The sequence below is a fragment of the Pusillimonas sp. ANT_WB101 genome (assembly GCF_008369125.1).
In the GTDB taxonomy this organism is placed as follows: domain Bacteria; phylum Pseudomonadota; class Gammaproteobacteria; order Burkholderiales; family Burkholderiaceae_B; genus Allopusillimonas.
Genome location: NZ_VOAY01000003.1, coordinates 119,797 through 145,540, shown reverse-complemented (window position 1 = coordinate 145,540; position 25,744 = coordinate 119,797). Strand labels below are relative to the sequence as shown.

Sequence of the window (25,744 nt, the reverse complement as noted above, 5' to 3'; positions counted from 1 at the left end):
GCGCGAAAACTCAGCCGGGGCCTGCCAGTCAGTCGGGTACTGAAAGCCAGCCGGGTGCAAAGAGTCAGCCCGACACGGCAAGCCGCGTTGGCGCGACAACTCAGCCAGGGCCTTCCAGCCAATCGGGTACGGAAAGCCAGTCAGGTGCACAAGGTCAGCCCGGCACGAAAAATCAGGCGGATACGAAAAACCGCAGTGGCCAATAGGGCGCTGCCGTGAACTTATCCCGCCTGTTTATTCTTCGCCCTGTTGCCACGACGCTGGCGATGGTGGCGTTGTTGATATCAGGGCTTATTGCCTACCGCATGTTGCCGGTATCGGCATTGCCTCAGGTTGATTACCCGACGATACAGGTTACTACGCTGTACCCCGGCGCCAGTCCTGAGGTAATGACTGCGCTGGTTACCTCGCCGCTGGAGCGGGAGTTTGGCCAGATGCCGGGGCTTACCCAGATGACGTCCACCAGTTCAGGTGGTGCGTCGCTGATTACGCTGCAGTTCGATCTTGAACTGCCGCTCGATGTTGCTGAGCAAGAGGTGCAGGCGGCCATTAATGCCGCATCCAGCTTGATTCCCAGCGATCTGCCCACGCCACCCATTTATAACAAGGTTAACCCTGCTGACACGGCGGTCATCAGCCTGGCTGTTACCTCCCCGACACTGCCATTGCACCAGGTCAGAGACTTGATCGATGTGCGGGTCGCGCAGAAGCTGTCGCAAATCAATGGTGTCGGGCTGGTCAGTATTGCAGGTGGGCAGCGGCCCGCCGTTCGTATTCAGGCCAACCCGCAGGCGCTGGCGTCGCACGGGCTGACCCTGTCTGACCTGCGCACTGCGATTGTGAGCGCGAACGTCAATCAGCCCAAAGGCAATCTCGACGGGCCACAACGGTCTACCACCATTAATGTCAATGACCAGCTACGCTCCCGTGAAGACTACGAAAAGCTGATTGTTGCGTATCAGGATGGTGCGCCACTGCGTCTGCGCGACATCGCCACCGTGCGGGACGATGCCGAAAACCTTCGACAGGCGGCATGGGTGGGAAATACGCCGGCCATACTGCTGAATATTCAGCGTCAGCCGGGGGCCAACGTTATTGAGGTGGTCGATCGTGTAAAGGCGTTGCTGCCCAGCCTGCAAGAGGCGTTGCCGGTGGGGGTGGATGTAAGTGTGGCGACGGATCGTACGCAGACGATACGCGACGCGATTAATCACGTGCAGATCGAGATGCTGCTCGCCATTGCCCTTGTGGTACTGGTGACGTTTGTGTTTTTGCGCACATGGACGGCTACGCTAATCCCCAGTGTGGTGGTGCCGCTTTCCCTGGTTGGCACCTTTGGCATTATGTATCTGGCAGGCTTTAGCGTTAACAATCTGACGCTGATGGCTCTTACCATTGCAACGGGTTTTGTGGTCGACGATGCCATTGTCATGATCGAAAACATTGCCCGCTATATCGAGCGAGGCGACACGCCACTGAATGCTGCCCTCAAAGGGTCGCGCCAAATTGGCTTTACGCTGCTCTCCCTGACGCTGTCGCTGATTGCGGTGCTAATACCCCTGCTGTTCATGAGCGATGTAATTGGACGTCTGTTTCGTGAGTTCGCGATTACGCTGGCGGTGGCCATTTTGCTTTCACTGGTCATTTCTCTGACGCTAACGCCCATGATGTGCGCCCGTTTGCTCAAGCCCGAATCTCAGATCAAGCATTCCCGTTTTCAGATCAAGGCGGGGCTGTGGATGGACAACCTGATCAAGGGCTATGACCGCTGGCTTATCTGGGTACTCGCGCATCAGCGTCTGACGCTGTTGGTGGCACTGGGTACGCTGGTGCTCACAGGGCTTTTGTATGTGGCCGTACCCAAGGGTTTTTTTCCGCCACAAGACACCGGGATTATTCAGGCGATCAGTCAGGGGCCGCAGACCGTCTCGTTCTCTTCCATGGCAGACCGACAATTGCAGGCCGCTAGCGTGATCATGGAAGATCCTGATGTGCAGACCGTCACGTCATTTACCGGGATAGATGGCAACAATGCCACGCTTAACACGGGCAGCATGCAGATTGCCCTTAAGCCCATAAGCAGCCGCAGCAGCACTGCAACAGAGGTGATCAGGCGTCTGGATGAGCGGCTGGCCAGCCTGACAGACATCCGTGTTTACATGCAGCCCGTTCAGGACCTGACGATCGATGATCAGATCAGCCGCACGCAATACCAGATGACGCTGTCTGACCCTGACAGCGCAGTGCTTGCAGAATGGACACCCAAGTTGGTACAGGCCTTGCGCGAGTTGCCTGAGCTTGAGGATGTGGTGGACAGTTTGCAGAACAATGGGCTGCAAACCATGCTGGTTATAGACCGCGATGCGGCAGCGCGTCTGGGCGTGACCATGGGCATGATTGATGATGCGTTGTATGACGCATTTGGTCAGCGGCTGATATCGACCATATTTACGCAATCGGCACAATACCGCGTGGTACTGGAAGTGGCACCGTCGTTTCGCGCCGACCCGAACGCGCTGGACCAGGTGTATGTGAAGACGTCGTCGGGCACACCTGTGCCGGTCAGCAGTCTGGCACGCATCGAAGAGCACAGCACAGAACTGGCCATAGAGCGTTTGGGGCAGTTTCCGGCTACGACCGTTTCATTCAATCTAGCACCGGGAGCGGCACTGTCGGGTGCTGTCGATGCGGTCAGGGCGGCTCAGGCAGAGCTTGGCATGCCAGCCTCGCTTGACCTGCGCTTCCAGGGGGCAGCGCGCGCTTTCCAGATGTCGCTAACCAGCACGCTCTGGCTTCTGCTGGCTGCAGTAGCCACTATGTACATTGTGCTGGGGGTGCTGTATGAAAGTTACATTCACCCCATAACGATTCTCTCGACCCTGCCTTCGGCGGCCATTGGTGCCCTTCTGGCGTTGCTGATATCGGGTGGTGAACTCGACATGATAGGCATTATCGGCATTATTTTGCTGATCGGCATTGTCAAGAAAAACGCCATCATGATGATTGATTTTGCGCTGGATGCCGAGCGCCGGCGCGGGCTGAGCCCGACTGAAGCAATTCATGAAGCGGCATTACTGCGATTTCGGCCCATATTGATGACAACGCTGGCGGCTTTTTTCAGCGCCATCCCGCTCATGCTGGCGACGGGCTCGGGCGCTGAATTGCGTCATCCTCTTGGGCTGGTTATGGTAGGCGGGCTGCTCTGTAGCCAGTTGCTGACACTGTTCACCACACCGGTTATTTATCTGATGTTCGAACGCATGTCCAGCCGCGTCAAAGCCCGGCAGGGGGTACGCCCAGCCGAAGACGGGGTGGTGTAATGCGTATGCTCGCCGTGTTCGTCATGCGCCCGGTAGCCACCACTTTGCTTTGCGCGGCAATGGTGCTCGCCGGCGTGCTGGCGCTGTTGGTATTACCGGTGTCGCCTTTGCCGCAGATTGATTTTCCGATGATTTCGGTATCAGCCAGTATGTCCGGGGCCAGCCCGGAAACCATGGCGTCCAGTGTGGCAACGCCACTGGAGCAATCACTGGGCTCAATCGCAGGCATTAGTGAGATGAGTTCCCGCAGCTCTGAAGGGTCGACGCGCATTCAGCTCATGTTTGACCTTGACCGCAACATCAATGCGGCGGCCCGCGATGTTCAGGCCGCCATTAACGCGGCGCGCACGCTACTGCCTTCGGGGCTGCGCAACAATCCTACGTATCACAAAGTTAACCCGTCATCAGCACCCGTCATGGTGCTGGCACTGACATCGGCCACGGCGACTCAGGGGCAGTTGTATGACGTTGCTGACACCGTGCTTGCGCAGAAGTTGTCGCAGGTTGTGGGCGTTGGCGAGGTTGAGGTCGGGGGCAGCTCATTGCCGGCCGTTCGCGTCAGCCTGAACCCAAAGGCGCTCACGGCTGCAGGCGTTGCGCTGGATGAAGTGCGAACCACGCTGTCGCAGGCAAACAGCATGCGCCCCAATGGGGTGGTTGAAAACGATGAGTACAACTGGCAGTTGAATTCGGGCGGGCAACTGACCCGTGCTGAACAGTACAAACCATTGATTGTTGCCTGGCGTGACGGTGCACCCATCCGGGTTGAAGATGTTGCCCGTGTCGAGGATGCCGTTGAAAATGAGTTTAGCGTAGGGTTTTTCAATGGCCGTCCCGGCGTGCTGTTGCTGGTTCGCAGACAGGCGTCTGCCAACATCATTGAAACCGTTGATGCCATACGTGAACAGCTCCCGGCTTTCGAAGCCATGTTGCCTGCACACGTTACGCTGACCGTGGCCCAGGATCGATCGCCCAGCATACGCGCTTCGTTGCATGAGGCAGAGATTACGCTGCTGATTGCTGTCGTACTGGTGGTGCTGGTGGTGCTCTTGTTCTTGCGTAATATACGCGCGGCGCTGGTGCCGGCCATTGCGGTACCGGCTTCGCTAATTACCACCTTCGCGTTCATGCTTTGGGCGGGGTTCACGCTCAACACCGTGTCGCTGATGGCGTTGATCGTGGCCACCGGGTTTGTCGTCGACGATGCCATCGTGGTGCTCGAGAACATTATGCGCCACATGGAGCGTGGGGCAACACCACTGCGCGCCTCACTGCGAGGCCTTAGAGAAGTGGGTTTTACGGTACTGGCGATGAGTTTGTCGCTGGTGGCGGTGTTTATTCCCATGTTGTTCATGGGTGGCTTGATTGGCCGCCTGTTCAAAGAGTTTGCCGTCACGCTTTCGGTGGCTGTTTTGATTTCCCTGGTGATTTCAGTAACGGTTACGCCAATGATGTGTGCACAGCTGTTGCGACGCAGTGATACAGAACCCGCCCGAGCGGGCTTGCTGACACGGTTTTTCAACATGCTGGGTTCGATGGCATGGCGTGGATACCGGCGATCGCTTGGATGGGCGCTGGGGCATGGTCGGATCATGATGCTTTTGCTCGCCGCAACCGTGGGGCTTAACCTTTACCTGTACGCGGTGGTGCCCAAAGGCTTTTTGCCGCAACAAGATACGGGGCAGCTGCTAGGTTTTTTTCGGGTTGATCAGGGTACTTCTTTCAGGGCCATGCGCCCCCGTCTTGATCACTTTCGCGACATCCTGTTGCAGGATCCCGCCATTGAAACGGTAGCGGGCTTTGCGAGTGGGCGCGGGGGAAGCAACTCGTCGTTTCTGATGATTCAGCTCAAGCCCCTGTCCGAGCGCAAGCTTAGCGCGGCAGACGTGGTCAACCGATTGCGACCGAAATTTAGCGGTGTGCCGGGGGCGCGGCTCACCCTGATTCCTCAGCAAGATATTTTTGTGGGCGGCCCTCAAGGGGGCAGCGGGTCATACAGCTACACGCTAATGGGCAGCGACCTGTCTGTACTGAAAACCTGGTTGCCGCAGGTACAGCGTGCCATGGCGGGCCTGCCTGAGCTGGTTGATGTCGACTCTGACATTGAAGACAAAGGCAGGCGGGTTGAACTGGTTATTGATCGCGACGCCGCGACGCGACTGGGTGTTGATATGTCGCTGATTGCGTCCACACTGAACAACTCATTTAGCATGCGCCAGGTTTCGGTGATTTACGGGCCGCTGAATCAGTACCATGTGATTATGGGGGTGGATACGCCCTATGCACAGGATGCTGAATCGCTCAAGCAGGTTGAAGTGTTGACCGCGCAGGGCAATCGTGTGCCCTTATCGGCCTTTACGCGCTTTGAGGTGGGCAGTGCGCCGCTCAGCGTAAGGCATCAGGGCTTGCTGGCATCAGAAAGTATTTCTTTCAGCCTGGCACCCGGCGTGTCGCTGGACCAGGCAACGCAGGCCATCGATCAGGCTGTAGCGCGCACCGGCTTGCCTTCCGATCAGATTCAGGCGGGCTTTCTGGGCGAGGCGCAGATGCTGCAAGACACATTGTCGCGGCAACCCTGGCTGATTTTGGGGGCGCTGGTCACCATGTATATTGTGTTGGGCATGCTGTATGAGAGCTATGTGCACCCGATCACGATTCTGTCTACGCTGCCCTCGGCAGGCATTGGTGCGCTGCTTGCATTACTGTTGGTGGGCGAAGATTTTTCGCTGATTGCGCTGATCGGCATTTTTCTGCTTATCGGTATCGTCAAGAAGAACGCCATCATGATGGTCGACTATGCCTTGCTTGCGGAGCGGCGTGAGCGGCTGTCTTCCAGAGAGGCCATTTATCAGGCATGCCTGGTCAGATTCAGGCCCATTATGATGACTACACTGTCGGCTATTCTGGGGGCTTTACCGCTTATTCTGGCAACCGGCGCAGGCTCTGAAATGCGGCGCCCGCTTGGGGTCACCATTGTAGGAGGCCTGATTGTCAGCCAGATGCTTACGCTGTACACCACGCCGGTGGTGTATTTGTATCTGGACCAATTCCGCCTTTGGGTAAACCGTCGGCGCGGCAAAGTGAGCGCGGCGCAGATTCAGGAAGAGCAATGAAAATAAAGTCTGAACCCTACCGTCGTCTAGCCTTGCCTGCCCGGATGAGCATGGTGGCCATTACCTGTGCCGTGCTGGCAGCCTGTGCTGTTGGGCCGGATTACCAGCGGCCCGCGCTGGACGTGGGGGCTGTGTACAAAGAGGCGGCGCAGGCCAATGTAGATGGCCAGGTTAACAAAGGCTGGGTGCAGGCCCAGCCAGACGCTGCCACCTTGCGAAGCGACTGGTGGGTTTTGTTTAACGACCCGGTCCTCACCAACCTGATGCAAGTTCTGCAAGACGATAATCTCGATATCGCGCAGGCCGAGGCGCAGCACCGGCAGGCGCAGGCTTTGCTGCAGTCGGCCCGGTCAGGATTATTCCCGGTGATAGGTGCGTCGGGTTCAGGCACCCGCTCAGGTGGAGGCAACCAGACGGTCAGAGCTACGGGCGGCCCTTCCAACCAGTATCAATTTGGCGGCACTGTCAGTTGGGAACCAGACCTGTGGGGCGAGGTACGCCGATCGGTAGAGGCAAGCCGCGCAGGCGTGCAGGCCAGCGCCGCCGACGTTGCCAATGTACGGCTTAGCATGCAGTCTACGCTCGCCCAAACTTATTTCAACCTGCGTTTTGCTGATGCCCAGCAGCGTTTGCTGCGCCAAACCGTTGATGTCTACGAGCGTTCGCTTACCACCACACAGAACCGCCTGGCAGCAGGCGTTGCCGCGCAGGCGGATGTTGAGGCGTCTCGCACTCAGCTTGAAAATGCGCGTGTGCAGCTGCAGGCTCTAACCTGGCAGCGAGCGCAGTATGAGCATGCGATTGCCGTGCTGCAAGGGCTTGCGCCGTCGCAGTTTTCACTGGCCGAAACTCATGACACGCTGAAAGCGCCCGTGGTCCCGGTGGGTGTGCCAGCGCAGTTGCTGCAGCGGCGGCCAGATGTGGCGTCTGCAGAACGGCTCACGGCGCAGGCCAATGCCAACATCGGCGTGGCGCAGGCTGCCTGGTTTCCCGATTTGACGTTGTCGGCGCAAGGCGGGTTTCGCACTGCGCAGTGGGCCCAGTTACTGACGGCGCCGGCGCAGTTCTGGTCGCTCGGGCCGGCGCTGGCCTTGACGATTTTTGACGGCGGCGCACGCCAGGCACAGCTGGATCAAGCACGCGCTGCCTATGACGCCCAAACGGCATCATATCGTCAGACCGTACTGACTGCGTTGCGAGAGGTGGAAGATTATCTGGTGCAACTGGCGGTGATGGCTCAGCAACAGGCTACGCAGGGTCGGGCCCTTGCAGCCGCTCGTGAGTCGCTGCGCCTGACACAAAATCAGTATGACGCTGGCCTGATTGACTACCTGAGTGTGGTGCAAGTACAAACGGCAGCCCTGAATGCCGAACAATCGGCGCTCTCATTGCAGTCAGATCGTCTGGCGGCCAGCGTACTCTTAATTGCTGCGCTGGGGGGCGGCTGGGATGTGCAGCAGCTTGATGAGGCTGCAACGCCCAGCCAGCCGGGTTAGCCTGCCAGGTAGCGGATGCCTGCAATGCCGTGGGCGCCATGCTGCTGCGCCTCGGCCAAGGTTGCCGGTGATTGCCCGCCGATGGCAAAAGCCGGCAAGCCGGCCTCCTGCGCCAACTGGGCAAAGCGGGCCCAGCCTATGCCAGGTTCACCGGGGTGTGAGGGGGTGTCTAGCACATGACCGATCACTACAAAATCAGCATCCAATGCCAGTGCGGCATGTAGCTCTTCTTTTGTATGAGCAGAAACACCTGTCAAACGGTGGGTGGGAGCGGTGACGTCGGCGGCCACATCCCCTTCTTTGGTGTGGCGTGGGGTGTCTGCCGGGCTGTCTGTACGAGCAGGCGTGGCGGCAGCGGTGTAGCGACTGAGGGCATCAGCGGCTCTAAAATGCACGCCGTCTGCTTCGGCCCACCAGGCCTCGGGGTGTACGCTGTTGACGAGGCAGCGCGCACCGTAATGTCGGCAGCATTGCAATACCTGCACAAAAGCCTCGCGCAGTTGCTCTGCCGTCATGGTGCTGCGCGGTTCGCGGAACTGCACCAGCGCTATGCCGTTTTGCAGCACCTGCGACAAGGTTTCAAGATAGGCTGGCAGCCCGTCGTAGGTGTTGATGGCGGTGATCAGATAGCGTTCTGGCAGTCGCATCCATCGCAGCGGGGGCAGTGTGGCGGGCAGTAATGGCCCCACATTGAGCGTGGACAGCTTTGGGTTTACCCATGCCAGCGACTGACCCTCAAGGCCTTGAGGCTCGCCCTCCCACCCAGTAACGCGGCAAAAAGCCAGGCGCACAATGTTTTTGGGGTATTCATGGGTATAGGTGACCCAGGGTGTGGCTTCGGTAACCGTAATACCCAGCTCTTCGTTCAGCTCGCGTGCCAGCGCCTGCAGCACCGACTCGCCCTGTTCGATTTTGCCGCCGGGCAGTTCCCACCAGCCCGACCATGGCTTGCCTTCGGGGCGTTGCCCAAGCAACAGTGAACCGTCTGGCCGCAAGATCAGGCCTGCGGCAACATCAATAAATGGTTTGCTCATTGATAAACCTGCTCAAGCACTGAATTGTCGCGCTGCCCAGTCACGGGCAAACTGGCGGGCTACACGCCCTGAGCGTGATCCGCGCTCCAGCGCCCATTGCAGTGCTTCGGTACGCGATGTCGCAATGCTTTCCGGTGAGCAGCCATGAACACCCAGCCAGTAGTTGACGATGTCCAGGTAGTCATCCTGTTTGAAGGGGTAGAACGATAACCACAGACCGAACCGCTCAGACAGTGATATTTTTTCTTCTACCGTTTCGCCAGGGTGAATTTCGCCGTCAGTCTGGTGTTTTGCGGTTAGGTTCTCGCTCATGTATTCGGGCATCAGATGACGTCGGTTCGAGGTGGCATAGATGAGCACATTGTCACCGGAGGCACTGATTGATCCGTCGAGTACGGATTTGAGTGCCTTGTAGCCGGGCTCGCCTTCCTCAAACGACAGATCGTCGCAGAAGACGATAAAGCGTTCGGGGCGTTGGCTGACAAGGTCAACAATATCGCCCAGGTCACCCATATCGGACTTGTCGACCTCGATCAGCCGTAGGCCTTTTGCGCCGTATGCGGCCAGCATGGCCTTGACCAGCGAGCTTTTGCCTGTGCCGCGCGCACCCGTCATGAGCACGTTGTTGGCCGGTCTTTTTTCGAGAAAATGGCGTGTGTTGCGATCAATAATGTCTTTTTGGCGCTCTACATGCTGCAGGTCTTCAAGATTAATGCTGGATACATTGCGCACGGCGTCTAGCCAGCCGCGCGCGCCCCGTTTGCGCCACCGGTAGGCCTGGGCAGACCAGTCTATTTCGGGAGGGGCAGGGGGCAGCCAGGCCTCGAGCTGGGCGAGAACGCGCTCGGCTCGGCTGATCAGCGTGGACAGGTCGTATGAATTCACAGATGTCTCCAGCAGGATTTTTTCAGACAAAAGAAGCATTATCGCTAATTTGGCTCAGCTTATCTTGAGCTGCAGGTGTGGTGGGCAGAGTGGGCAAGGGCGCGCTCACGTATAATCCACCACTTGGTATGTCTAGCAACGTTCTATCCACTTCTCGCCGGACCATGTTTTGAGCCTCTCCGATTTAATGTCCCCCATTTCTGACGACATGAAGGCGGTTGACGCGGTCATCCGCGCCCGCCTCGATTCCGATGTCGTTCTTATCCGCACCATTGGTGAGTACATTGTCGGTGCTGGCGGCAAGCGCATGCGGCCAGCATTACTTTTGCTGGTGGCGAAGGCGCTGGGTTATCAAGGCAGTACGCATCATTTGTTGGCTGCGGTTGTCGAGTTTATTCACACCGCCACCCTGCTGCATGACGATGTGGTTGACGAGTCCGACTTGCGCCGGGGGCGCAGTACCGCCAATGCCATGTTTGGCAATGCGGCCAGCGTGCTGGTGGGTGACTACCTGTACTCGCGATCATTTGAGATGATGGTCGAGTCTGACTCCATGCACGCCATGTCGGTGCTGTCTGCAGCCACTACAGTCATCGCCGAGGGCGAGGTACTGCAACTGCTCAATGTGCATGACCCCGATGTCTCGCTTGATCGCTATTTGCAGGTGGTGCGCTATAAAACGGCCAAGCTCTTCGAGGCGGCAGCGCAGGTTGGCGCCATTGTCGCCGGCGCCAGCCAAGCTCAGCAAACCGCCGCAGCCACCTATGGCCGGCATATTGGCACCGCTTTTCAGTTGATTGACGATGTGCTCGATTACACCGGTGATGCCGAAGCATTGGGCAAAAACGTGGGTGACGATTTGCGCGAAGGTAAGCCTACCTTGCCCCTTATACGTGTCATGGAAATTGGCAACGCAGAACAGCGGCAACTGGTGCAAGACGCCATTCGCCACGGTGAGGGTGATTTCGCCGCTGTGGCGCAGGCCATTCGCGACACCGACGCCCTGGGTTATACGCGCGAGGCCGCCGTGGCTGAAGCCGAGCTGGCCCGCCAGGCCCTTGCTGAATTTCCGGCTTCTGCACACCAAGAAATGTTGCTTAGTTTTTGTGCCTTCGCCGTTGAACGTGATCGTTAATTAAGGCCATGTGTATTGTTGCCAGCGGCCTTTTTGGCCTTGGCAGTGGTGCACAGGCAGGCATCTGGTTCGCCTGTGCTGGCCAGCTTTGGTGAAAGCATTTGTTTGCGCCTGATCAAGCCTGTTGTTCCCACTTTTTACAAATTTTTGTTAAAATTTTATTCCTTCTTGGTCAAACATGGCTGATGAGGTTTTCCCGGGGCTGTCAGCCGTATTTCACAAGCTTTGCTGGCAGTTTAGCGCTCCCGTCGGGGCGTAGCTCAGCCTGGTAGAGTACTGCGTTCGGGACGCAGGAGTCGCATGTTCGAATCATGTCGCCCCGACCATTAGCTTTCTATTAAGCCCTTGTTTATCAGGGGCTTATGTTTTTTTTCCTAAACTTGCCATCGTGTTTCGATGCAACGCTTCACGCTAAACGTCTTGAGAGGCACCACCAGTTAGTCAGACCCAGAAAGAATGCCTGGGAACTGGATAGCTATACGCAGCCTAGCCAACTCATAGAACGTCATCGTGACTGCCTCGTATGGTGCTGGCCATAAAGGTAATCAGCACGGCCTGGACTTTTAAGGAGACAGCATGCTGAAGTCGCTTTCAACAAGAAACTTGACGGTGTTTCAGGACGTCGAGCTGAATTTCGCGCCAGGGCTTAATGTCATTGTCGGCGAGAATGGCTGCGGCAAGTCGCACCTGCTCAAAGTCGTCTATTCAGTAATGGCTGCGAGCGCGGAAGAAGCTAATGAATACGGGTACGCACATCGAGACCTTGCTTACGATAGGTCACTGGCTGGCGCACTGTCGGTACCGGGGGGGGCTGATGGTGCCGGGTATGCTCATGGCGCCGCTGCTGCGCTACATCAAAAAGCGTAGGCTCAATCGGGTTGCACGCTGAAGTTACGTGGCATGCTGTACTGTCCCGGCGAGGTTTCTTTAACCTTTGCCGGGTTTTTTTATTGTCACGGGACGACAGCATCCATAGGAGATTTGCGTCAGCAAGCAAACTGGTTGTCTGAGTGCCTGAGTGCCTGAGTGCCTGAGTGCCTGAATGCCTGAGTGCCTGAGTCCCAGCGTACCAAGTTCCCAAGTTCTCAAATTTCCAAGGCCTCAAGATCTCAATGTCTCAAAATCAAAGACCTCAAATCCCAAAGCCCCTGACAGCTTTGGCGTGCCCATAGCCCACCTTACTGCTGCGAAGCACCTTGAAGCGGGACGCGCACAATGCTGCCCGGGCCGCTGGCCGTGTACTTGGGTGTGAAAGGTGCTTTTACCGTTACATACAGGCTGTTTAGTTCGGGGATGCTGAGTAGGCTGTTGGGGTTTTGTTGCAGATGATACGTGGCCTTGACCTTGTAGGTTTCGGCATCGACAATGCTGACCGTGCCTTGATCGCGATGGCTGACATACAAGGTGTGGTTTGCAGCCTGATAGATGATGTCGAGCGAGTCGCCCAGGGGAAGGCGCTTAATAACCTTGCCTGTGCGGTCATCAAGAACCAGAACGGTTTTTAGTTTGGAATTGTCGGTGACATACAGCTTGTGGTTTGCCGCATCGTGAGCCATGTTCAGAAGCAGGGCAGCTTCATTGCCAGCAGGCTTCCAGCGCTGCTGGATCTGGTTGCTGTCTGTGTCGATAAGCAGAATTTCCCCGCCGCCATTGGCGGCATACAGATGCTTGGCATCAGGCACAGACAGCAGCCCGGTAACCCATTTTCCGGCGTTTTCGATTTTGGCGCGCAGGTTGAAACTGCCGGCATCTATAACCCAGATAATGCCGGGGTCGCCCACGCCGCTTACATACAATGTGTCTGTGCTGGGCTCGTACCGAACAGTGCGCGGGCCATAAGGCGTGCCGTCTTTACTGGTGTCAGTAAATTTGACGCGTGCTATGACTTTGCCGGTTTTCAAGTCAATTTTGCTGACTGCACCAGCCAGGCTGTGCGTTACATAAAGGGTGTCTCCGGCCGGGTTAATGGCCAGGCCAAAGCTTTTTTCGTCCAAATGGTAAAGCCCGGTGGTTTCGAGTGTTTCTGGGTTTAGCTGGTACACAACCCCACCGTGTACGTTTTCCATGGCTTCGCTTGATGCTACATAAATGGATTTTGTTAGCGGGCTGTAGGCCATTTGGTACACGCCGTGGGCAAGCTCGCGCCGCAGAGCCCCTTCGGCGGTTAGCTTGTAAGCCTGTTGGGCTTCGGGTATGACGGGAACCGTCAGGGCAGCTTGGTCAGCGTGGGCTGGCGCGGCCAAAACCGCCAATAAGGCCAATGACCCGAAAACCCGATGGGCAGTAAGCATATAGTTTCTCCAATGAAAGCGTGTGAAGCCGTGTCATGGTGCAGCATGACGCAGCGATTAAAAGTGAAGCCGTGTCATGGCGCAGCGATTAACAATTAGTGGCGGTGTGTCGTTTTGCCAGTAAGGCTGATTTGTGCGGTAAAGCTAATGATAATGATTCGCAAAAAGTATAACAGCACGATAATTGGTTTGTACTGGCCGACTGGCAAGTTAAAACACAAGTACAGTGGCATTGCAGCGGTATCATGCAAGCCATGTCCACACCTAACACTCATAAGCGACCTCGGTGCGAGCAATGCCTGCGGCCGGTCTCGTATTGCCTGTGCGAACACATTACTGTCGTGCCTAGCCGTACGCGTGTACTGATTTTGCAGCACCCCGACGAGCAAAGGCATGCATTAAATACAGGGCGTCTGGCCGTGTTGGGCTTGAAGCAAGCCGAGTTGCTGGTGGGCGAGCGGTTTGCGCAGCTGGGCTCATTGCTTGCCGCAGAAGCCCGCGTGTTTTTGCTGTTTCCTGGTGAGCAGGCCCAGACACCGCAGCCGCTGGCCGCTGGCCCCGAAGACGCTGCACCGTTGCTGATTGTGCTTGATGGCACTTGGCGCAAGGCCCGCAAGATTCTGCACGAAAACCCCGTGCTCAATAGCTTGCCGCGCCTTGCCCTTGAAGCAGGCCAACCTTCTACATACCGGATACGGCAAACGGGGGAATTTGCAGCAGTTTCCACCATAGAGGCAATCGTGCGCACGTTAACGGCCCTGGAGCCCGGGCAAGACTTCAGCCCGGTGCTCGCTCCGTTTGACGCGCTGATTGAGCAGCAGATTCAGGCCATGGGGGCCGATGTATACAGACATAATTACAAGACGGACGAAACTAAAAGGCCTGAGTCCGGTGCAATACCGAAATCAGGCCTTTGAGAAAGGTGAGGGAAATCTGGGCACGAAGTTGAGATAACACGTGTAAATTCGTGTCAGGAAGGTTAAGCCCTCTCCATTAATCCTTACTTTTTACTTTGCAACATCTTGAGTCAGTTCAGGCCCAGGTTTTTATATTTAGTACTTTTGCGTTTATCACGGGCACAGATGGTTGTCGCCGCCTTGTAACCTAACCTCGCCCGATATACGGCATCTTTGTTGCCATCACTGTCATGAACTGTACGTTCGCGTCGAGCGGCAGGCTGGCCATGTAGAGCACGGCTTTTGCGACATGGCTCACGTCCATAATCGGCTCGGGGCGCTCAGAGTGTATTACTTGCTTCTCATGGCTTGCGACCATTCCCACGCAGGATCACGCCGCAGCTTTTTATTGAGGGCGGCGGTGATCAGCATGGCGATCAGCGCGCCTAGCGCCGCGAGTGCCATGTCTTTATGTGCATCCCATATATCGCCTTGTGTGCCCAGGTATTGCATGCCCAGTTCGCCGCCGAATAGTTCGGCAGCAGCCCATTCAATGAGTTCGTACAGAGCTGACGTGCTGAGCGTGACGTCAAGTGGCAGAAAATAGGCCCAGAAGCCACGCACTTCGACCACGCGCAGAAAAAACTCGCGAATCGGGTACGCCAGCAGCAGGCCATATGAAAAGTGCACCAGTCGATCGTAATTATTGCGTTCCCAGCCCAATACACTGTTTAGCGTATGGCCCGTCAGTGCCTTCCACCACTGATCATAAGGCACCTCAGAATACGTATAGTGTGAGCCGACTGCGTGAAGGGCAAGAAACACAACAATCAATATTAGCGAGATATTTGAAAAGCGGAACTGCCGACGCATGGCCCACAAAACCAGAAAAAATGCCACGACAAGCGCATTTTCGAGCAGCCAGTCGGCGCGGTCGGAGGGCGCAATGGCCAGACTGGCCCACAACACCACATAGGCAATAACAACAAGGCGCAGAGCGGTCTGTGCAAAGTTCGGTGCGCGGCTTTCAGAGGTAGGTAATGCAGCTGGCATAGGTGTGATCCGGGAGAAGGCGGAAGACGAGGTGTTGCTCCGAGGCGCTGAAGACCATCGTGCGCTAAGTAAGAGATGATAGCGGATGCCCGGCCTGGCTCAGGGTTGACTTTGCCATGTAGGCGCATGCGTGCGCAATGCGGTTGCGGGGCTGTCCCAGTACAGCGGGACGTCATCGATGATGCACGGTGGCTTGAGGCGGTAGGCGGGACCCCAGCTTGTTGCTTCGCTGATCTGGGCCCAGTCATCCTCGCTCTCGGGAGCCAGGCCGTCTGCTGCCTGGGCAGGCTGCGACATAAGCAGGCAGGCCGTGCGGGCTAATGACAGGCGCGTGACGCAGCCACATTCTGTTCCCATTTGTTCTGACAAGGCACGCAGCACTGCAGCCGCCATCAGGTAGCCAGTGGCGTGATCCAGAGCCTGCAAGGGCAGCGGGGCTGGGGGCGATGCTTGCGTGCGGGTGTGCGAGGCCAAGCCGTCTTTGGTACGGCCGTCTGCGCCAGCCATGCCTGCCCAGGCAATGCCGCAACTCATCTGTACCAGGCTGTCAAAGCCGCGCCTGTGCTGCCAAGGCCCTGTCCAGCCATAGGCATCAAGGCAGACATCAATCAGGCCTGGCCGGATGGCCTGGCGTTCGGCCTCACCCAGGCCCAGGCGTGCAAGCGCGTCGGGGCGGTAGCCATGGACCAGTACATCGGCATCGGCCAGCAGGCTACGTAACTGCGCCATATGCGAGGGAATACGCAAGTCAAGGCTGGCGCAGCGCTTGCCAAGCGTCATCTCGGGTTCCAGACCGGGTTCGTTCCAGAAGGGGGGATCTATGCGCAGTATTTGCGCACCGTAACCTGCCAGGAAACGCGTACAAACCGGGCCTGCAAGCACGCGGGTGAGGTCAAGTACCCGTAGCCCTGCCAGGGGGCGATCGGGCGTGACAAGATCAACGGGTTTGTCGAGATGACGGTAATCACCAAAGGGGCTGTTGCTAAGAGCCGTACCCGCCGGGGCCAGCATGCCGTCGGTTTCATCAGGCGCAGTGTTGTGGCTGGCCGGTTGCGGCCGGGATGATGAGCGCGCTGGGTAACGTTGCACAGCAAAAACCGGCTCGGCAGCTACTGCCTTACCCTGGGGATGATCTGCCCACTCTTGGGGCGTTCGCATGGCGGCGGCACATGCGCCAGCAGCCACCAGCATATCTTCAAGCTCGCGTGCCTGGTAGCGGGATATAGCCTGACTGACGGCGCTTTGCTCGGGTGAGCACCCCAGTACTGCAAGGGCCGCGTCGCGGTGATGCGGGGCATTGGCATGCACACGTATCCATCCATCGCGAGTGGCATAGTCGCCGGTAATGGGGTCGCGCACACTGGGCGGCTGCCACCCTTGAGGCCGCAGCGTTGACGCAAACCAGAACGACGCCAGGCGTCGGTCTATCGTAACCTGGGGGGCATGCCCAAACTGCTGGCCCATGTAGTCAGAAAGTGCATGGGCAGCTGTCGCGATTGTGGCAACGGCCAGCTCCGTCACAGGATATACAGACGGTAAAGCGCCATTGCCGGTAACACGCAATGTGCTCAAATCATGTGCTGTATCGACGGTGTTTTCACCTGGTGGGCGCATGGCCCGGAGAAACGCCGCGATGACTGGATGCTGATCCATAATGCAACCCCGATTGTTCGCAGAGCCATAGGTCGACCGTGGCGGGCGACCCTGTCATATTGCTACTGTACACCAGTCAGACTAGACCTTAACCGGGTGCCAGCGTACAATGCATAACTTACACAGCTCTGTGCATGCCGTAATCGCGCGGCAATAAAGCCAGAGCGTTTTTTTGGGGTTTGCCCCCGTCTTAAGGCTGCTACGCAGCAGCCCGGCAACCGTGCCGAAACAATATGCCCGACCGTTTTCTGGTCGCGGAACAACCAGGTTGGTTGATGTTTAACCAACTTCGCAGATTCAAGCTTTCCTTAGGCGCCCGGCGTGGCCGGTTTTCGTCTATTGAATATCTGAAACTGCCCAAGGCACCAGACGTGTCTTTCAACAGGCTCACTATGGCATGGTGCCAGAGCGGGCCTGTGTGATTGCGCGCGTCCACAAAGTGCCCGCATGAAGGAAAAAGGAGAATTAAACCCATGCACGAGGGAGATTTTTTTCAACTTTCGACAACGACGGCGTTGCTGTTGCTCGCCGGTTTCTACGCCCTGACTTTTCTACTGACGCTACTGATCGGAAAGAAAAAAGAAAACGTAGATGGCTATATGGTGTCAAACAATGCCATTGGTTTTGGGCTTTCAGCCGCCAGCATGATCGCAACATGGATCTGGGCCGCCTCTTTTTATGCCAGCGCCACGTCCGGCTATAAATATGGCATTTCAGGGCCCATCCATTATGGGTTCTGGGGTGCGCTCATGATTTTGTTTATTTACCCGTTCGGGCGGAGATTCAGGGCGCTTGCGCCTAAAGCGCACACGCTGGCCGAAGTGATCCAGGCGCGCCATGGCACGTCAAGCCAGCTCATTATGGCGGGGTCCAATATCGTTGGTAGCTGTATAAGTTTAATGGTCAACTTTACGGCAGCGGGGGCGCTGGTATCGGTATTAAGCCCGCTCACGTTTATTCAGGGTGTGCTCATTGCCGGGCTGGGCGTGCTGTCATACACCTTGTGGTCAGGGTTTCGGGCGTCGGTAATGACCGACTTTGCGCAACTGATTGCCATGATTCTGGCTGCGGTTGTGATTATCCCGATGATTTTCTTTAAAGCCGGCGGTACAGACATGCTTATGGCCAACATGTCCAACCTGACCCTAGAGCAGAATAATTTCTTTTCGACCAAAGCCATTCTGGAGCAGGGTGCGCCCTATTTTGTGGCAGTACTTGCCTATGCCATCGGTAACCAGACCATTGCACAGCGGCTTTTTGCTGTTCGCGAAGACCTGATCAAGCCTACCTTTCTGACTGCGACGCTAGGCTATGGCGCCGTCGTGATTGGCCTGGGTATGCTGGGGATGCTCGCTTTGTTTGTGGGCATTGAGCCCGCAGGCGGCGACATGAACAATATTATTCCCCAGATGGCGTCCAAATACCTCTCGCCTGTTGGTATTGCGTTGTTCTTTGTATTGGTGATCGGGTCGCTGTCGTCAACGGCTGATTCTGACCTGTCGGCGCTGTCGGCCATTGTAATGACGGATATCTATGGCAAGAACCTGGCGCGTGGCAAGGTCAAACCTGAGCGTATGCTGTGGTGGGGTCGGGCGACCATGGTTGTCGCAACCATGCTTGGCGTCATTTTCGCCAGTTTGAAGCTTGATATTCTGGTCATGCTGGTGTTTGTGGGTGCACTGTGGGGAGCCATTGTGTTTCCGGTCATCGCGAGCTTTTATTGGGATCGCGTCACCAACAAGGCCTTTACTACCTCGGTGGTTATTGCTGTTCTGCTCTTTGCTACGGTGCGATTCGAGCTTCTTCCCATGGAAGGTCTGATAGGGCTGTTTTTTGAGCTGTGCGCTGTGGCCGGTATTACGGTTGTTGTTGGGCTGATGGCATTTGGCTTTTCAAACTTTCGCATAGGCCTGGCGATTGGGGTTTTGGCCGGTCTGATCGCCTTGCCGTTCATGGTGGGCTTTCTGCGTGACTATCTTGTGTTGCTAGCCTCATTGACGGCCTATGGTGTGAGCGCCATTGTGTGTTCTTTGATGAGCTGGCGCAGCCAGGAGCGCTTTGATTTTAGCGTTCTTGCTGAACGTGTCACGTCGTTTCACACAGAGCCTCAGCACGAAAAGCCGTCGGGCCGTGTTCCTTCGGGCAAGCTTGCGCCCGTTCGCAATTAAGGAGTAATGCTATGTCAGCCAATATGCTTACGTTGTACATTCTGATCTGGCCGGTACTCTCTGCCGGTGTTCTCGCACTGCTTGTTATTTCTCTGGTGCGAGATATGCGCAAGGCGCGTAAGAGTGGCAAAGATATGGTCTAGTCACTCGCACGTCATCTGCAAAAACGCGGCGAGGCCCTATGGGTATCGCCGCGTTTTTGTCTGGATGAGCGCGGGTGCCTGGGCAAGGCAGGCCACACCATGGCAGCTTTTCTTGAGCCGCCTGGCCTGCAGCCCACACAGCGGCCTCGCCCGCGTTGCATAGCCGGCCGCTACGACGGTTTATCCAGAGTTGCGCAGGCCTGCCGCCACACCGTTAATGGTCATGTGTATGGCGCGCTGGGTGCGCGTTTCTTCCTCATCATTATTGCCAGGTTTCTCTTGGCTGAGCCGGTATCGGCGAAGCAGCTCTACCTGCAAGTGGTTGAGCGGGTCAATATAGGCAAAGCGTTCACCCAAAGCCGCCTGCAACTGCTTGTCGTTGGCCAGCAGATCGTGCTGGCACACTTGCTTGAACAGGTCGAGCGTTAGCTCAAACTCTGCCTGTATGCGATTGAAAATTGTGTTGCGCAGCTTGCGATCAGGCACGAGGCTGGCATAGCGTTTTGCAATGCCCAGGTCAGTCTTGGCAAGCACCTGCTCCATATTGGACATAAGGGTTCTAAAGAATGGCCACACGTCGTTCATGGTGCGCAGCTGGGCCAGGCGTTTTGCGCGCGTGGTTGGGGCACCTTCACAACCTTGCTCTACATAGCTGTGCAGGGCGGAACCCATGCCGTACCAGCCTGTGAGCATGAGACGGCACTGCGCCCAGGAGAACCCCCAGGGTATGGCGCGCAAATCTTCGATCTTCTGGCTGGCTTTGCGTGATGCCGGGCGCGACCCAATGTTAAGGCCGGCGATTTCCAGGATGGGTGTGGAGGTAAAAAAGTACTCGGTAAAGCCCGGCGTTTCATAAACCAGGTCGCGATAGCTGTGCTGCGCCGCTTCAGACATGAAGTTTAATGCAGCGCCAAACTGTGCCATGTTTTCGTCTTCGGCCTTGGACAGGGATGTTGCTGGCGCGAGGCTTGCTTCAAGTGTGGCAGCGACAATGTTTTCAAGATGCCAGCGGCCCACCTCCGCGTTTTTGTACTTGCCTTGTATGATTTCACCCTGCTCAGTGAGCCGTATCTGGCCATTAACGGTGCCGGGTGGCTGCGCAAGAATGGCGTCAAAGCTTGGGCCACCGCCACGGGCCACCGATCCGCCGCGACCGTGAAACAGGCGCAGGCGTACCTTGCGTTTTCTGAAAACCTGAACCAACTGCCGCTCGGCACAATACAGCGCCCAGTTAGAGGTGAGGTAGCCACCATCTTTATTGCTGTCGGAATACCCCAGCATGACTTCTTGTATGCCTTGCTGCGCGTGGCGTACACGGCCCGATACTTCGGGCATGTCTAGCCACTGCGCCATGATCTCGGCGCCGCGCTCAAGGTCAGGAATGGTTTCGAACAGCGGTACAACCATAAGCCCTGCGCTGGACGGGTCGTCGCCGGTAGGGGAAATAAGCCCGGTTTCTTGTTGCAGTACCAGCACTTCAAGCAAGTCGCTCAGCGTTTCGGTGTGGGACACAACGCTTTGCTGGATGGCGGCAGCGCCAAACTTCTGGCGGCATGCTGCCGCCATGCGCAAGATAGCCAGTTCTTTTTCAGTTTCGTCCGAATAGCTGATCCAGGGTGATACCAGTGGCCGTACTTCGTGAACTTCCTGGCGCAGCAGGGTGATGCGATCCTCTTCACTCAAGGCCTTGTAATCAACCGCCTGGCCGTTTAGCGTGGCGCCCGTAGCGGCGAACAGCTCGGTCAGTACGCGCTCGTGTACGTCAGAGCTTTGGCGCAGATCAACCGTGGCCAGATGAAACCCAAAAATGCTTACCAGTTGCAGAAGGCCGGCCAGCCGCAATTGGCCAATGGGGCCGCCTTGGTGTAAGTCTAGGGAGTCAGCAACGACTTGCAGGTCATGTTGAAAGGCTTCTGGGGTTGGGTAGGCGGGCGCCGGGTAGGTAGGGCGCTCAGCCAGATTTTGCCCGGTCAGCTTGAGTGCGGTAGCGGCCATGCGGGCATAAATGTGTATGGCAGCCCTGCGGTAGGGTTCGTCAATACGGTGAGCAGAGGCGTCCTGGCTTGCCAGCGACAAAGCGAGCAGTTCAGGGCTGGTGGTACCCAGTGACCGCGACATTGAGAGCTCGGTGCCTAGCGCCTTGATCTCTTGCAGATAGTGCCGCAATACCAGACGAGACTGGCGCAACAAGGCCTGTTCAAGTGTGTTGGCATCAACGCTGGGGTTGCCGTCACGGTCGCCGCCTATCCAGCTGCCCATGCGCAAAAACGCAGGCAGTGGCTGCGTTTTAATGTCGAATGCCGTACCGCGTGCTGGCCGAAGCCGCTCTGCTAGATCGTGATACAGGCGCGGTATGGCAGTAAGAAACGTGCTGTTGTAATAGCTGAGTGCGTTGTCGATTTCATCAAGTACAGTTAGCTTTTCGCGCCGCAGCATGCGCGTTTGCCACAGTGTGGCGACCAGGCCGGTTAGCTGTTGTTCAAGTTTTTTGCGCTCAGTCGGTGTGAGGGTGTTGCCACTGTGCTCGACCAGATGGGCAATGTTGCGGTGTAGGTCAAGCGTGCTTTTTCGTTGCACCTCTGTAGGGTGTGCCGTAAGTACGGGCACGATGCAGGCTTGCTCAAGATGACGCAGCACCTTGCGAGGCGTTACGCCTTCGGCTTGCAGCAGGTCAAGCGCATGCTGAAGGCTGCCACGCATGGGCTCTTGGTCGGCAAGCTCATGATGGCGTTGTCGACGGTTTTGGTCTCTGTCTTCGGCAATATTGGAAAGATGTAGAAAATAACTGAATGCGCGCGCGACGGAGTTGGCTTCCTCGTCGGCCAGCCGGCTGATCTGGCGCTCAAGCACCTTGCCTTCTTTCAGATCGCCTTCGCGTCGAAACTTAACGGCGGCTCGCCGCAGTTTTTCGATGACATCGTAAATCGCCTTGCCTTCGCAGGCATTGATTACAGCCCCCAGCGTGCGTCCAAGCTGACGTATGTCGTTGCGTAATGCGCTTTGTTCAGTGTTGGAAGGTGCCGATGGGTTCACGTAGTCTCCTGCAGGGTTGCGGAATAGGGGCAAGCACTAACTATACGATGGTTTATTCTCGGAAGTATTGCGCATAGTCTTATTCCAGCGTCACTTTGTGCCGCGATATGGCGCTTTCAGGTCTGGTTGCGATATGGCGAGCGCAGCGCGAGATGGGTCGTAGCGCTGCTAAATCGCTTGGCGGCCCTGGCGGTTATGTGAGGCTCCCCGTCAGGATGTTTTGGCAAAATAAAAAGCACGACAAGGCCTGCGCATTATGACTACTGCGCAGAGCACTCGCGTCGTCCGGTTAATGCCAGAGGCCGTCGGCCTAAATGCCGCCAGCGCAGTTGAGCACTGTACCTGTCATATAGGACGCTTGCGGCGTAAGCAGCCAGACAATGGCCTCACCGATTTCTTCGGGCTGGGCCAGCCGCCCCATGGGAATGCGTGGTGCCACCCGCTGCGGGCGGCCTGGTTCGCCTGCCGTGGCATGGATGTCAGTCAGCGTTGAGCCCGGCGAAACAGCACAAACACGGATGTTTTCGACGGCGATCTCACGCGCCAGGCCTATGGTAAATGTCTCGACGGCCGCCTTGCTGGCCGCGTAGTGAACATATTCGCCCGGGCTGCCGGTGCGGGCGGCGGCCGATGAAACGTTAACAATAACGCCGTCAATATTGTTTTGTATGAAGCTTTCGATGGCGAGCCTGCAGCAATGCATTAGCCCCAGCACATTAACCTGAAAGACCTGCGCAATCATTTCGTCGGTGGTAGACGAAAATTGACCGATGGGGCCGGTGATGCCTGCATTGTTGACGAGTGCGCTAAGTGGGCCAAGGGCCTCTTCGGCCTGATGAATAATGCGTGGGATATCTGCCGGATTACCCATGTTGCCCTGTATGGCCACCGCTTTGCGGCCTCTGCGCTCGACGGCCTGTACGATCTGATGCGCGGCGGCGGCGTTGGTAAGGTAATTGACGGCGACGTCAAAGCCTTCACGCGCGGCGATTACGGCAGTCGCTGCGCCTATGCCGCGGCTGCCCCCAGTGATCAGGACGGTGTTGTTTGCTGGCGCCATGTGAGCCTCCGTGTGACAGTTCTCAAGCTTTATTATCACCGTAGGTGCGCAATTAAACTACCTGTTCATGCAAGGGGGGGCTGGCTCGCAGGCCATGGTGGCCCGCTGAGGGTGATTATCAGCGGGTGCGGTGTCTGCCTTTAAGCGTGCGTACCCTTAGGCAGAAGCAAACAGCATGGTGCATGCCGTGGCACATTAACCGGGTAAACACCTGGCACTCATCGCGTCAGCGACAGAAAGGAAATAGCTGCTGAGGCCGGTGATGCCGGCGCCGAGCCAAGGGCTTCGGGCCGGCCTTAAACACGGTGAGATCAGAACTGGTACTTGAGCCCCGCGCTGATGCTGCGGCCGTTGCCCGGCAAGAACCTTGGTTGCGCCGGTTTGTTCTGCCGGCCTATGCGATAGCTGCTGACATAGGTTTTATCGGTGAGGTTGTCAGCCTGCACCCATGCTGTCCAGTTTTTGCTGTGCTGGTACGCCACCTTGAAACCCAGTAGTGCATAAGACTTTTGCTCCATGCCTTGGGTATTCATATGGTCTGAATACGTGTCGGAAGGCATCCAGTGCACATTAGGGCCAATCTGCCATCCACCCAAACGATAAAGAATCTCGGCGCTGAGCACGTGACGGGGCACCCCGGCGATTCGGTTGCCGTCAAACTCACCGCCCCGGAAACGGAAGTCGCTGTACGTGTAAGCAAGCCGGTAATCGAACTTGCCGGCGCCGGGAGAGGGCAGGCTGCCGTTTAAGCCGGCTTCAATGCCTTGGTGAACGGTGCGGTCACTGTAGTTGTAAACGATGGATTTGGAGCCGCTAGGGTCGGTGGGGTCGGCAACTTCCATGAGTTCATCATCGACATTGCTGTGATAAAGGCTGATAGCCCAATTGACGGGATACAGCGTGTCGGCAAACAGGCGCCCGTCGCCGCCAATTTCGTAAGTGGTGGCACGCTGCAGGTCGAGCTCGTTGACGGCCGCACCTGACAGCAGCTCCCAATAGGTGGGGGCTTCATTGCTGCGGCTTATGTTTGCGTACCAGCGCATGGTGTCGGCGGGTTTCCAGACAATGCCTGCCTTGGGGCTGGCATACGACCATTTTTGGTCGCGCCCCATGCCGTTGTCGCGATTGCTGGCATCGCGTATTGCCTGCGTGTATTTAAGGTCACCCACCAGACTAAGTTGGGGCGTAAGGTGGTATTCAAGGCCCAGCAGAGCGCTGCGGTTTTCGGCTTGAAGGTGGAAGTCGGCGATGCGTGGCATGCGATTGCCTGTTACCGGGTTCTGGGGGGTAAGCTCGCGATCCATGTCGCTGCGCGCCCAGTCTAGGGCCACGCGGTAGTCAAGCGACTGCAGCTTGCCGGCCAGCTGCCATTGGGCTCCCCAGGTGTTGCCTGTGGTGGCGGTAGAACTAGATGGATCGGTAAATGTGTCGTCTATGGACTGCCAGTAAACGCCAAAGGTTTGATTCAGATTTTCGTTGCCCACGTAGGTTCGGTTGGCAAGGCGAAGTTGCCTGGTCTTGCGGTTGGGGTCACTGTTGTACACATTGGGCGCGTCGCCGGAGTAGTCGCCCATGACACTTTTGGGGTCGCTATAGGCGCGGTCGCGAGGTATGACGGTGGGGATGTCAAACTTAAGGTCGGTGTAAGACAGATACGTGCGGTTTTCAAAGTTGTCGCCACGCACGCCAAAGTTTGCCGATAGGTTGGTGCGCTCGCCGTCGGAGTGGTGCCGATAGCCATCAGACTTGTCGTGGCTGATGCTGAAGCGGCCATCAAGCTGATCACCTGTGAAACCTTTGGCTGCGTGCAGCCCCAGCCGCCCGAAACTGCCGCCTTCTACGCTGACGACATCGCCCTGCGTACCAATTAATGACTGGAAATCCATTTCGCCGCCCAACGTCGTGGCGCCGGCCGAGAGCGCATTGGCACCGCGTCGTACGCTGATCAGGCTGGCGTTACGCGGCTCAAGCAGGCCGATTACAAAGGAACCATCGGCTTCGTTAATGGGCAGACCGTCTTGCAGCAACAGTACACCGCGATTGACGGGGTTGCTCTGTATGCCAGAACCCCGGATGTTGATTCGGGGCTGGTCTATGCCGCCAAAAAACTCTTGCACGATAATGCCGGGCTGAAAATCTGTAACGTCGCGTAGTGTCGACGTGCCGATCTCGGTTTGGGGCGTGATCAAGTTGGTGCCGCCTGGCACGCGATCCAGCCGCAGCTGTTCTTGGTAAACGCTTGGCTGTAGCGGTGTGGCGGCCTCGCCGGTAACGGTAACCGTGGGTAGTGTGGCGACCGGGTCAGCACACAATGCCGGCAGAGAAAGGCAGCACAGCGCAGCGCCGACGGTAAATCGGCTGGGACGAAAAGAGTTGGGCATGAGCGAGAAGTATTAAGGGTGGTTGTGAACGAACCAATTGTTGCTGCTGATATTGATAATGGTTCGCATTTGTTAAGAATTGT

General features: G+C 57.0%; 16 protein-coding genes, 1 tRNA gene and 1 pseudogene. 9 read left to right on the top strand and 9 right to left on the bottom strand.

Annotation, left to right across the window (positions count from 1 at the left end; genetic code table 11):
• The first annotated feature begins 215 nt into the window (after positions 1 to 215).
• The 3 genes from FQ179_RS13400 to FQ179_RS13390 are packed head-to-tail and all read left to right on the top strand — an operon-like array spanning position 216 to position 7,929.
• Positions 216 to 3,320, top strand: coding sequence for a multidrug efflux RND transporter permease subunit (locus FQ179_RS13400; protein ID WP_149397829.1), 3,105 nt, complete (start codon positions 216 to 218; stop codon positions 3,318 to 3,320).
• Positions 3,320 to 6,433 (top strand): efflux RND transporter permease subunit, encoded by a 3,114-nt coding sequence (locus FQ179_RS13395; RefSeq protein WP_149397828.1) that lies wholly within the window; start codon positions 3,320 to 3,322, stop codon positions 6,431 to 6,433. The genes FQ179_RS13400 and FQ179_RS13395 overlap by 1 nt, the downstream gene beginning before the upstream one ends.
• Positions 6,430 to 7,929, top strand: a complete 1,500-nt coding sequence (locus FQ179_RS13390; protein ID WP_149397827.1) for an efflux transporter outer membrane subunit — start codon at positions 6,430 to 6,432, stop codon at positions 7,927 to 7,929. The genes FQ179_RS13395 and FQ179_RS13390 overlap by 4 nt, the downstream gene beginning before the upstream one ends.
• On the opposite strand, the gene FQ179_RS13385 is transcribed toward FQ179_RS13390, so the two are convergent.
• Entirely contained in the window at positions 7,926 to 8,963 is a 1,038-nt protein-coding gene (locus FQ179_RS13385) for a thiamine phosphate synthase (RefSeq protein ID WP_149397826.1), read from the bottom strand. The genes FQ179_RS13390 and FQ179_RS13385 overlap by 4 nt on opposite strands.
• Before the next feature lie 12 nt (positions 8,964 to 8,975).
• Positions 8,976 to 9,848, bottom strand: coding sequence for an ATP-binding protein (locus FQ179_RS13380; RefSeq protein ID WP_149397825.1), 873 nt, complete (start codon positions 9,846 to 9,848; stop codon positions 8,976 to 8,978).
• A gap of 187 nt (positions 9,849 to 10,035) precedes the next feature.
• Here FQ179_RS13380 and FQ179_RS13375 point away from each other — a divergent pair, with 187 nt between their 5' ends.
• The 3 genes from FQ179_RS13375 to FQ179_RS13365 all read left to right on the top strand — a co-directional run bounded on the left by FQ179_RS13375 (position 10,036) and on the right by FQ179_RS13365 (position 11,850).
• Positions 10,036 to 10,983, top strand: coding sequence for a polyprenyl synthetase family protein (locus tag FQ179_RS13375; RefSeq protein WP_370459880.1), 948 nt, complete (start codon positions 10,036 to 10,038; stop codon positions 10,981 to 10,983).
• Between the two features lie 249 nt (positions 10,984 to 11,232).
• Positions 11,233 to 11,309: transfer RNA gene (locus FQ179_RS13370), tRNA-Pro, on the top strand.
• A 250-nt stretch (positions 11,310 to 11,559) separates the two neighbouring features.
• On the top strand, positions 11,560 to 11,850 hold the full coding sequence (locus FQ179_RS13365) for an AAA family ATPase (protein ID WP_149397823.1): 291 nt from the start codon (positions 11,560 to 11,562) through the stop codon (positions 11,848 to 11,850).
• Positions 11,851 to 12,161: 311 nt separating this feature from the next.
• Here the strand turns inward: FQ179_RS13365 and FQ179_RS13360 are convergent, their stop codons facing one another.
• A complete protein-coding gene (locus FQ179_RS13360; RefSeq protein ID WP_149397822.1) occupies positions 12,162 to 13,274 on the bottom strand; it encodes a YncE family protein in 1,113 nt (370 codons plus the stop codon).
• Between the two features lie 254 nt (positions 13,275 to 13,528).
• Between FQ179_RS13360 and FQ179_RS13355 the strand changes: the two genes are divergently transcribed.
• Positions 13,529 to 14,191, top strand: a complete 663-nt coding sequence (locus FQ179_RS13355; RefSeq protein WP_149397821.1) for a tRNA-uridine aminocarboxypropyltransferase — start codon at positions 13,529 to 13,531, stop codon at positions 14,189 to 14,191.
• A 187-nt stretch (positions 14,192 to 14,378) separates the two neighbouring features.
• Here FQ179_RS13355 and FQ179_RS22735 read toward each other — a convergent pair.
• The 3 genes and pseudogenes from FQ179_RS22735 to FQ179_RS13340 form a co-directional block, all read right to left on the bottom strand.
• Positions 14,379 to 14,510: pseudogene (locus FQ179_RS22735) on the bottom strand (3-oxoacyl-ACP reductase); the annotation flags it as partial.
• A gap of 11 nt (positions 14,511 to 14,521) precedes the next feature.
• Positions 14,522 to 15,223, bottom strand: a complete 702-nt coding sequence (locus FQ179_RS13345; protein WP_149397820.1) for a DUF2238 domain-containing protein — start codon at positions 15,221 to 15,223, stop codon at positions 14,522 to 14,524.
• A 99-nt stretch (positions 15,224 to 15,322) separates the two neighbouring features.
• Positions 15,323 to 16,876 (bottom strand): CoA transferase, encoded by a 1,554-nt coding sequence (locus tag FQ179_RS13340; protein ID WP_255474988.1) that lies wholly within the window; start codon positions 16,874 to 16,876, stop codon positions 15,323 to 15,325.
• Between the two features lie 473 nt (positions 16,877 to 17,349).
• Between FQ179_RS13340 and FQ179_RS13335 the strand changes: the two genes are divergently transcribed.
• Entirely contained in the window at positions 17,350 to 19,044 is a 1,695-nt protein-coding gene (locus tag FQ179_RS13335; protein ID WP_149397819.1) for a sodium:solute symporter family protein, read from the top strand.
• 11 nt (positions 19,045 to 19,055) lie between these two features.
• Complete coding sequence (locus tag FQ179_RS22465) at positions 19,056 to 19,187, top strand: putative transporter small subunit (protein WP_223146266.1); 132 nt, start codon at positions 19,056 to 19,058, stop codon at positions 19,185 to 19,187.
• A gap of 180 nt (positions 19,188 to 19,367) precedes the next feature.
• Here FQ179_RS22465 and ppc read toward each other — a convergent pair whose 3' ends face one another.
• The 3 genes from ppc to FQ179_RS13320 all read right to left on the bottom strand — a co-directional run bounded on the left by ppc (position 19,368) and on the right by FQ179_RS13320 (position 25,661).
• Positions 19,368 to 22,220 (bottom strand): phosphoenolpyruvate carboxylase, encoded by a 2,853-nt coding sequence (ppc, locus tag FQ179_RS13330; protein WP_149397818.1) that lies wholly within the window; start codon positions 22,218 to 22,220, stop codon positions 19,368 to 19,370.
• Between the two features lie 310 nt (positions 22,221 to 22,530).
• Positions 22,531 to 23,280 (bottom strand): SDR family oxidoreductase, encoded by a 750-nt coding sequence (locus FQ179_RS13325; protein ID WP_149397817.1) that lies wholly within the window; start codon positions 23,278 to 23,280, stop codon positions 22,531 to 22,533.
• A gap of 311 nt (positions 23,281 to 23,591) precedes the next feature.
• A complete protein-coding gene (locus FQ179_RS13320; RefSeq protein ID WP_149397816.1) occupies positions 23,592 to 25,661 on the bottom strand; it encodes a TonB-dependent receptor domain-containing protein in 2,070 nt (689 codons plus the stop codon).
• Positions 25,662 to 25,744 lie beyond the last annotated feature (83 nt).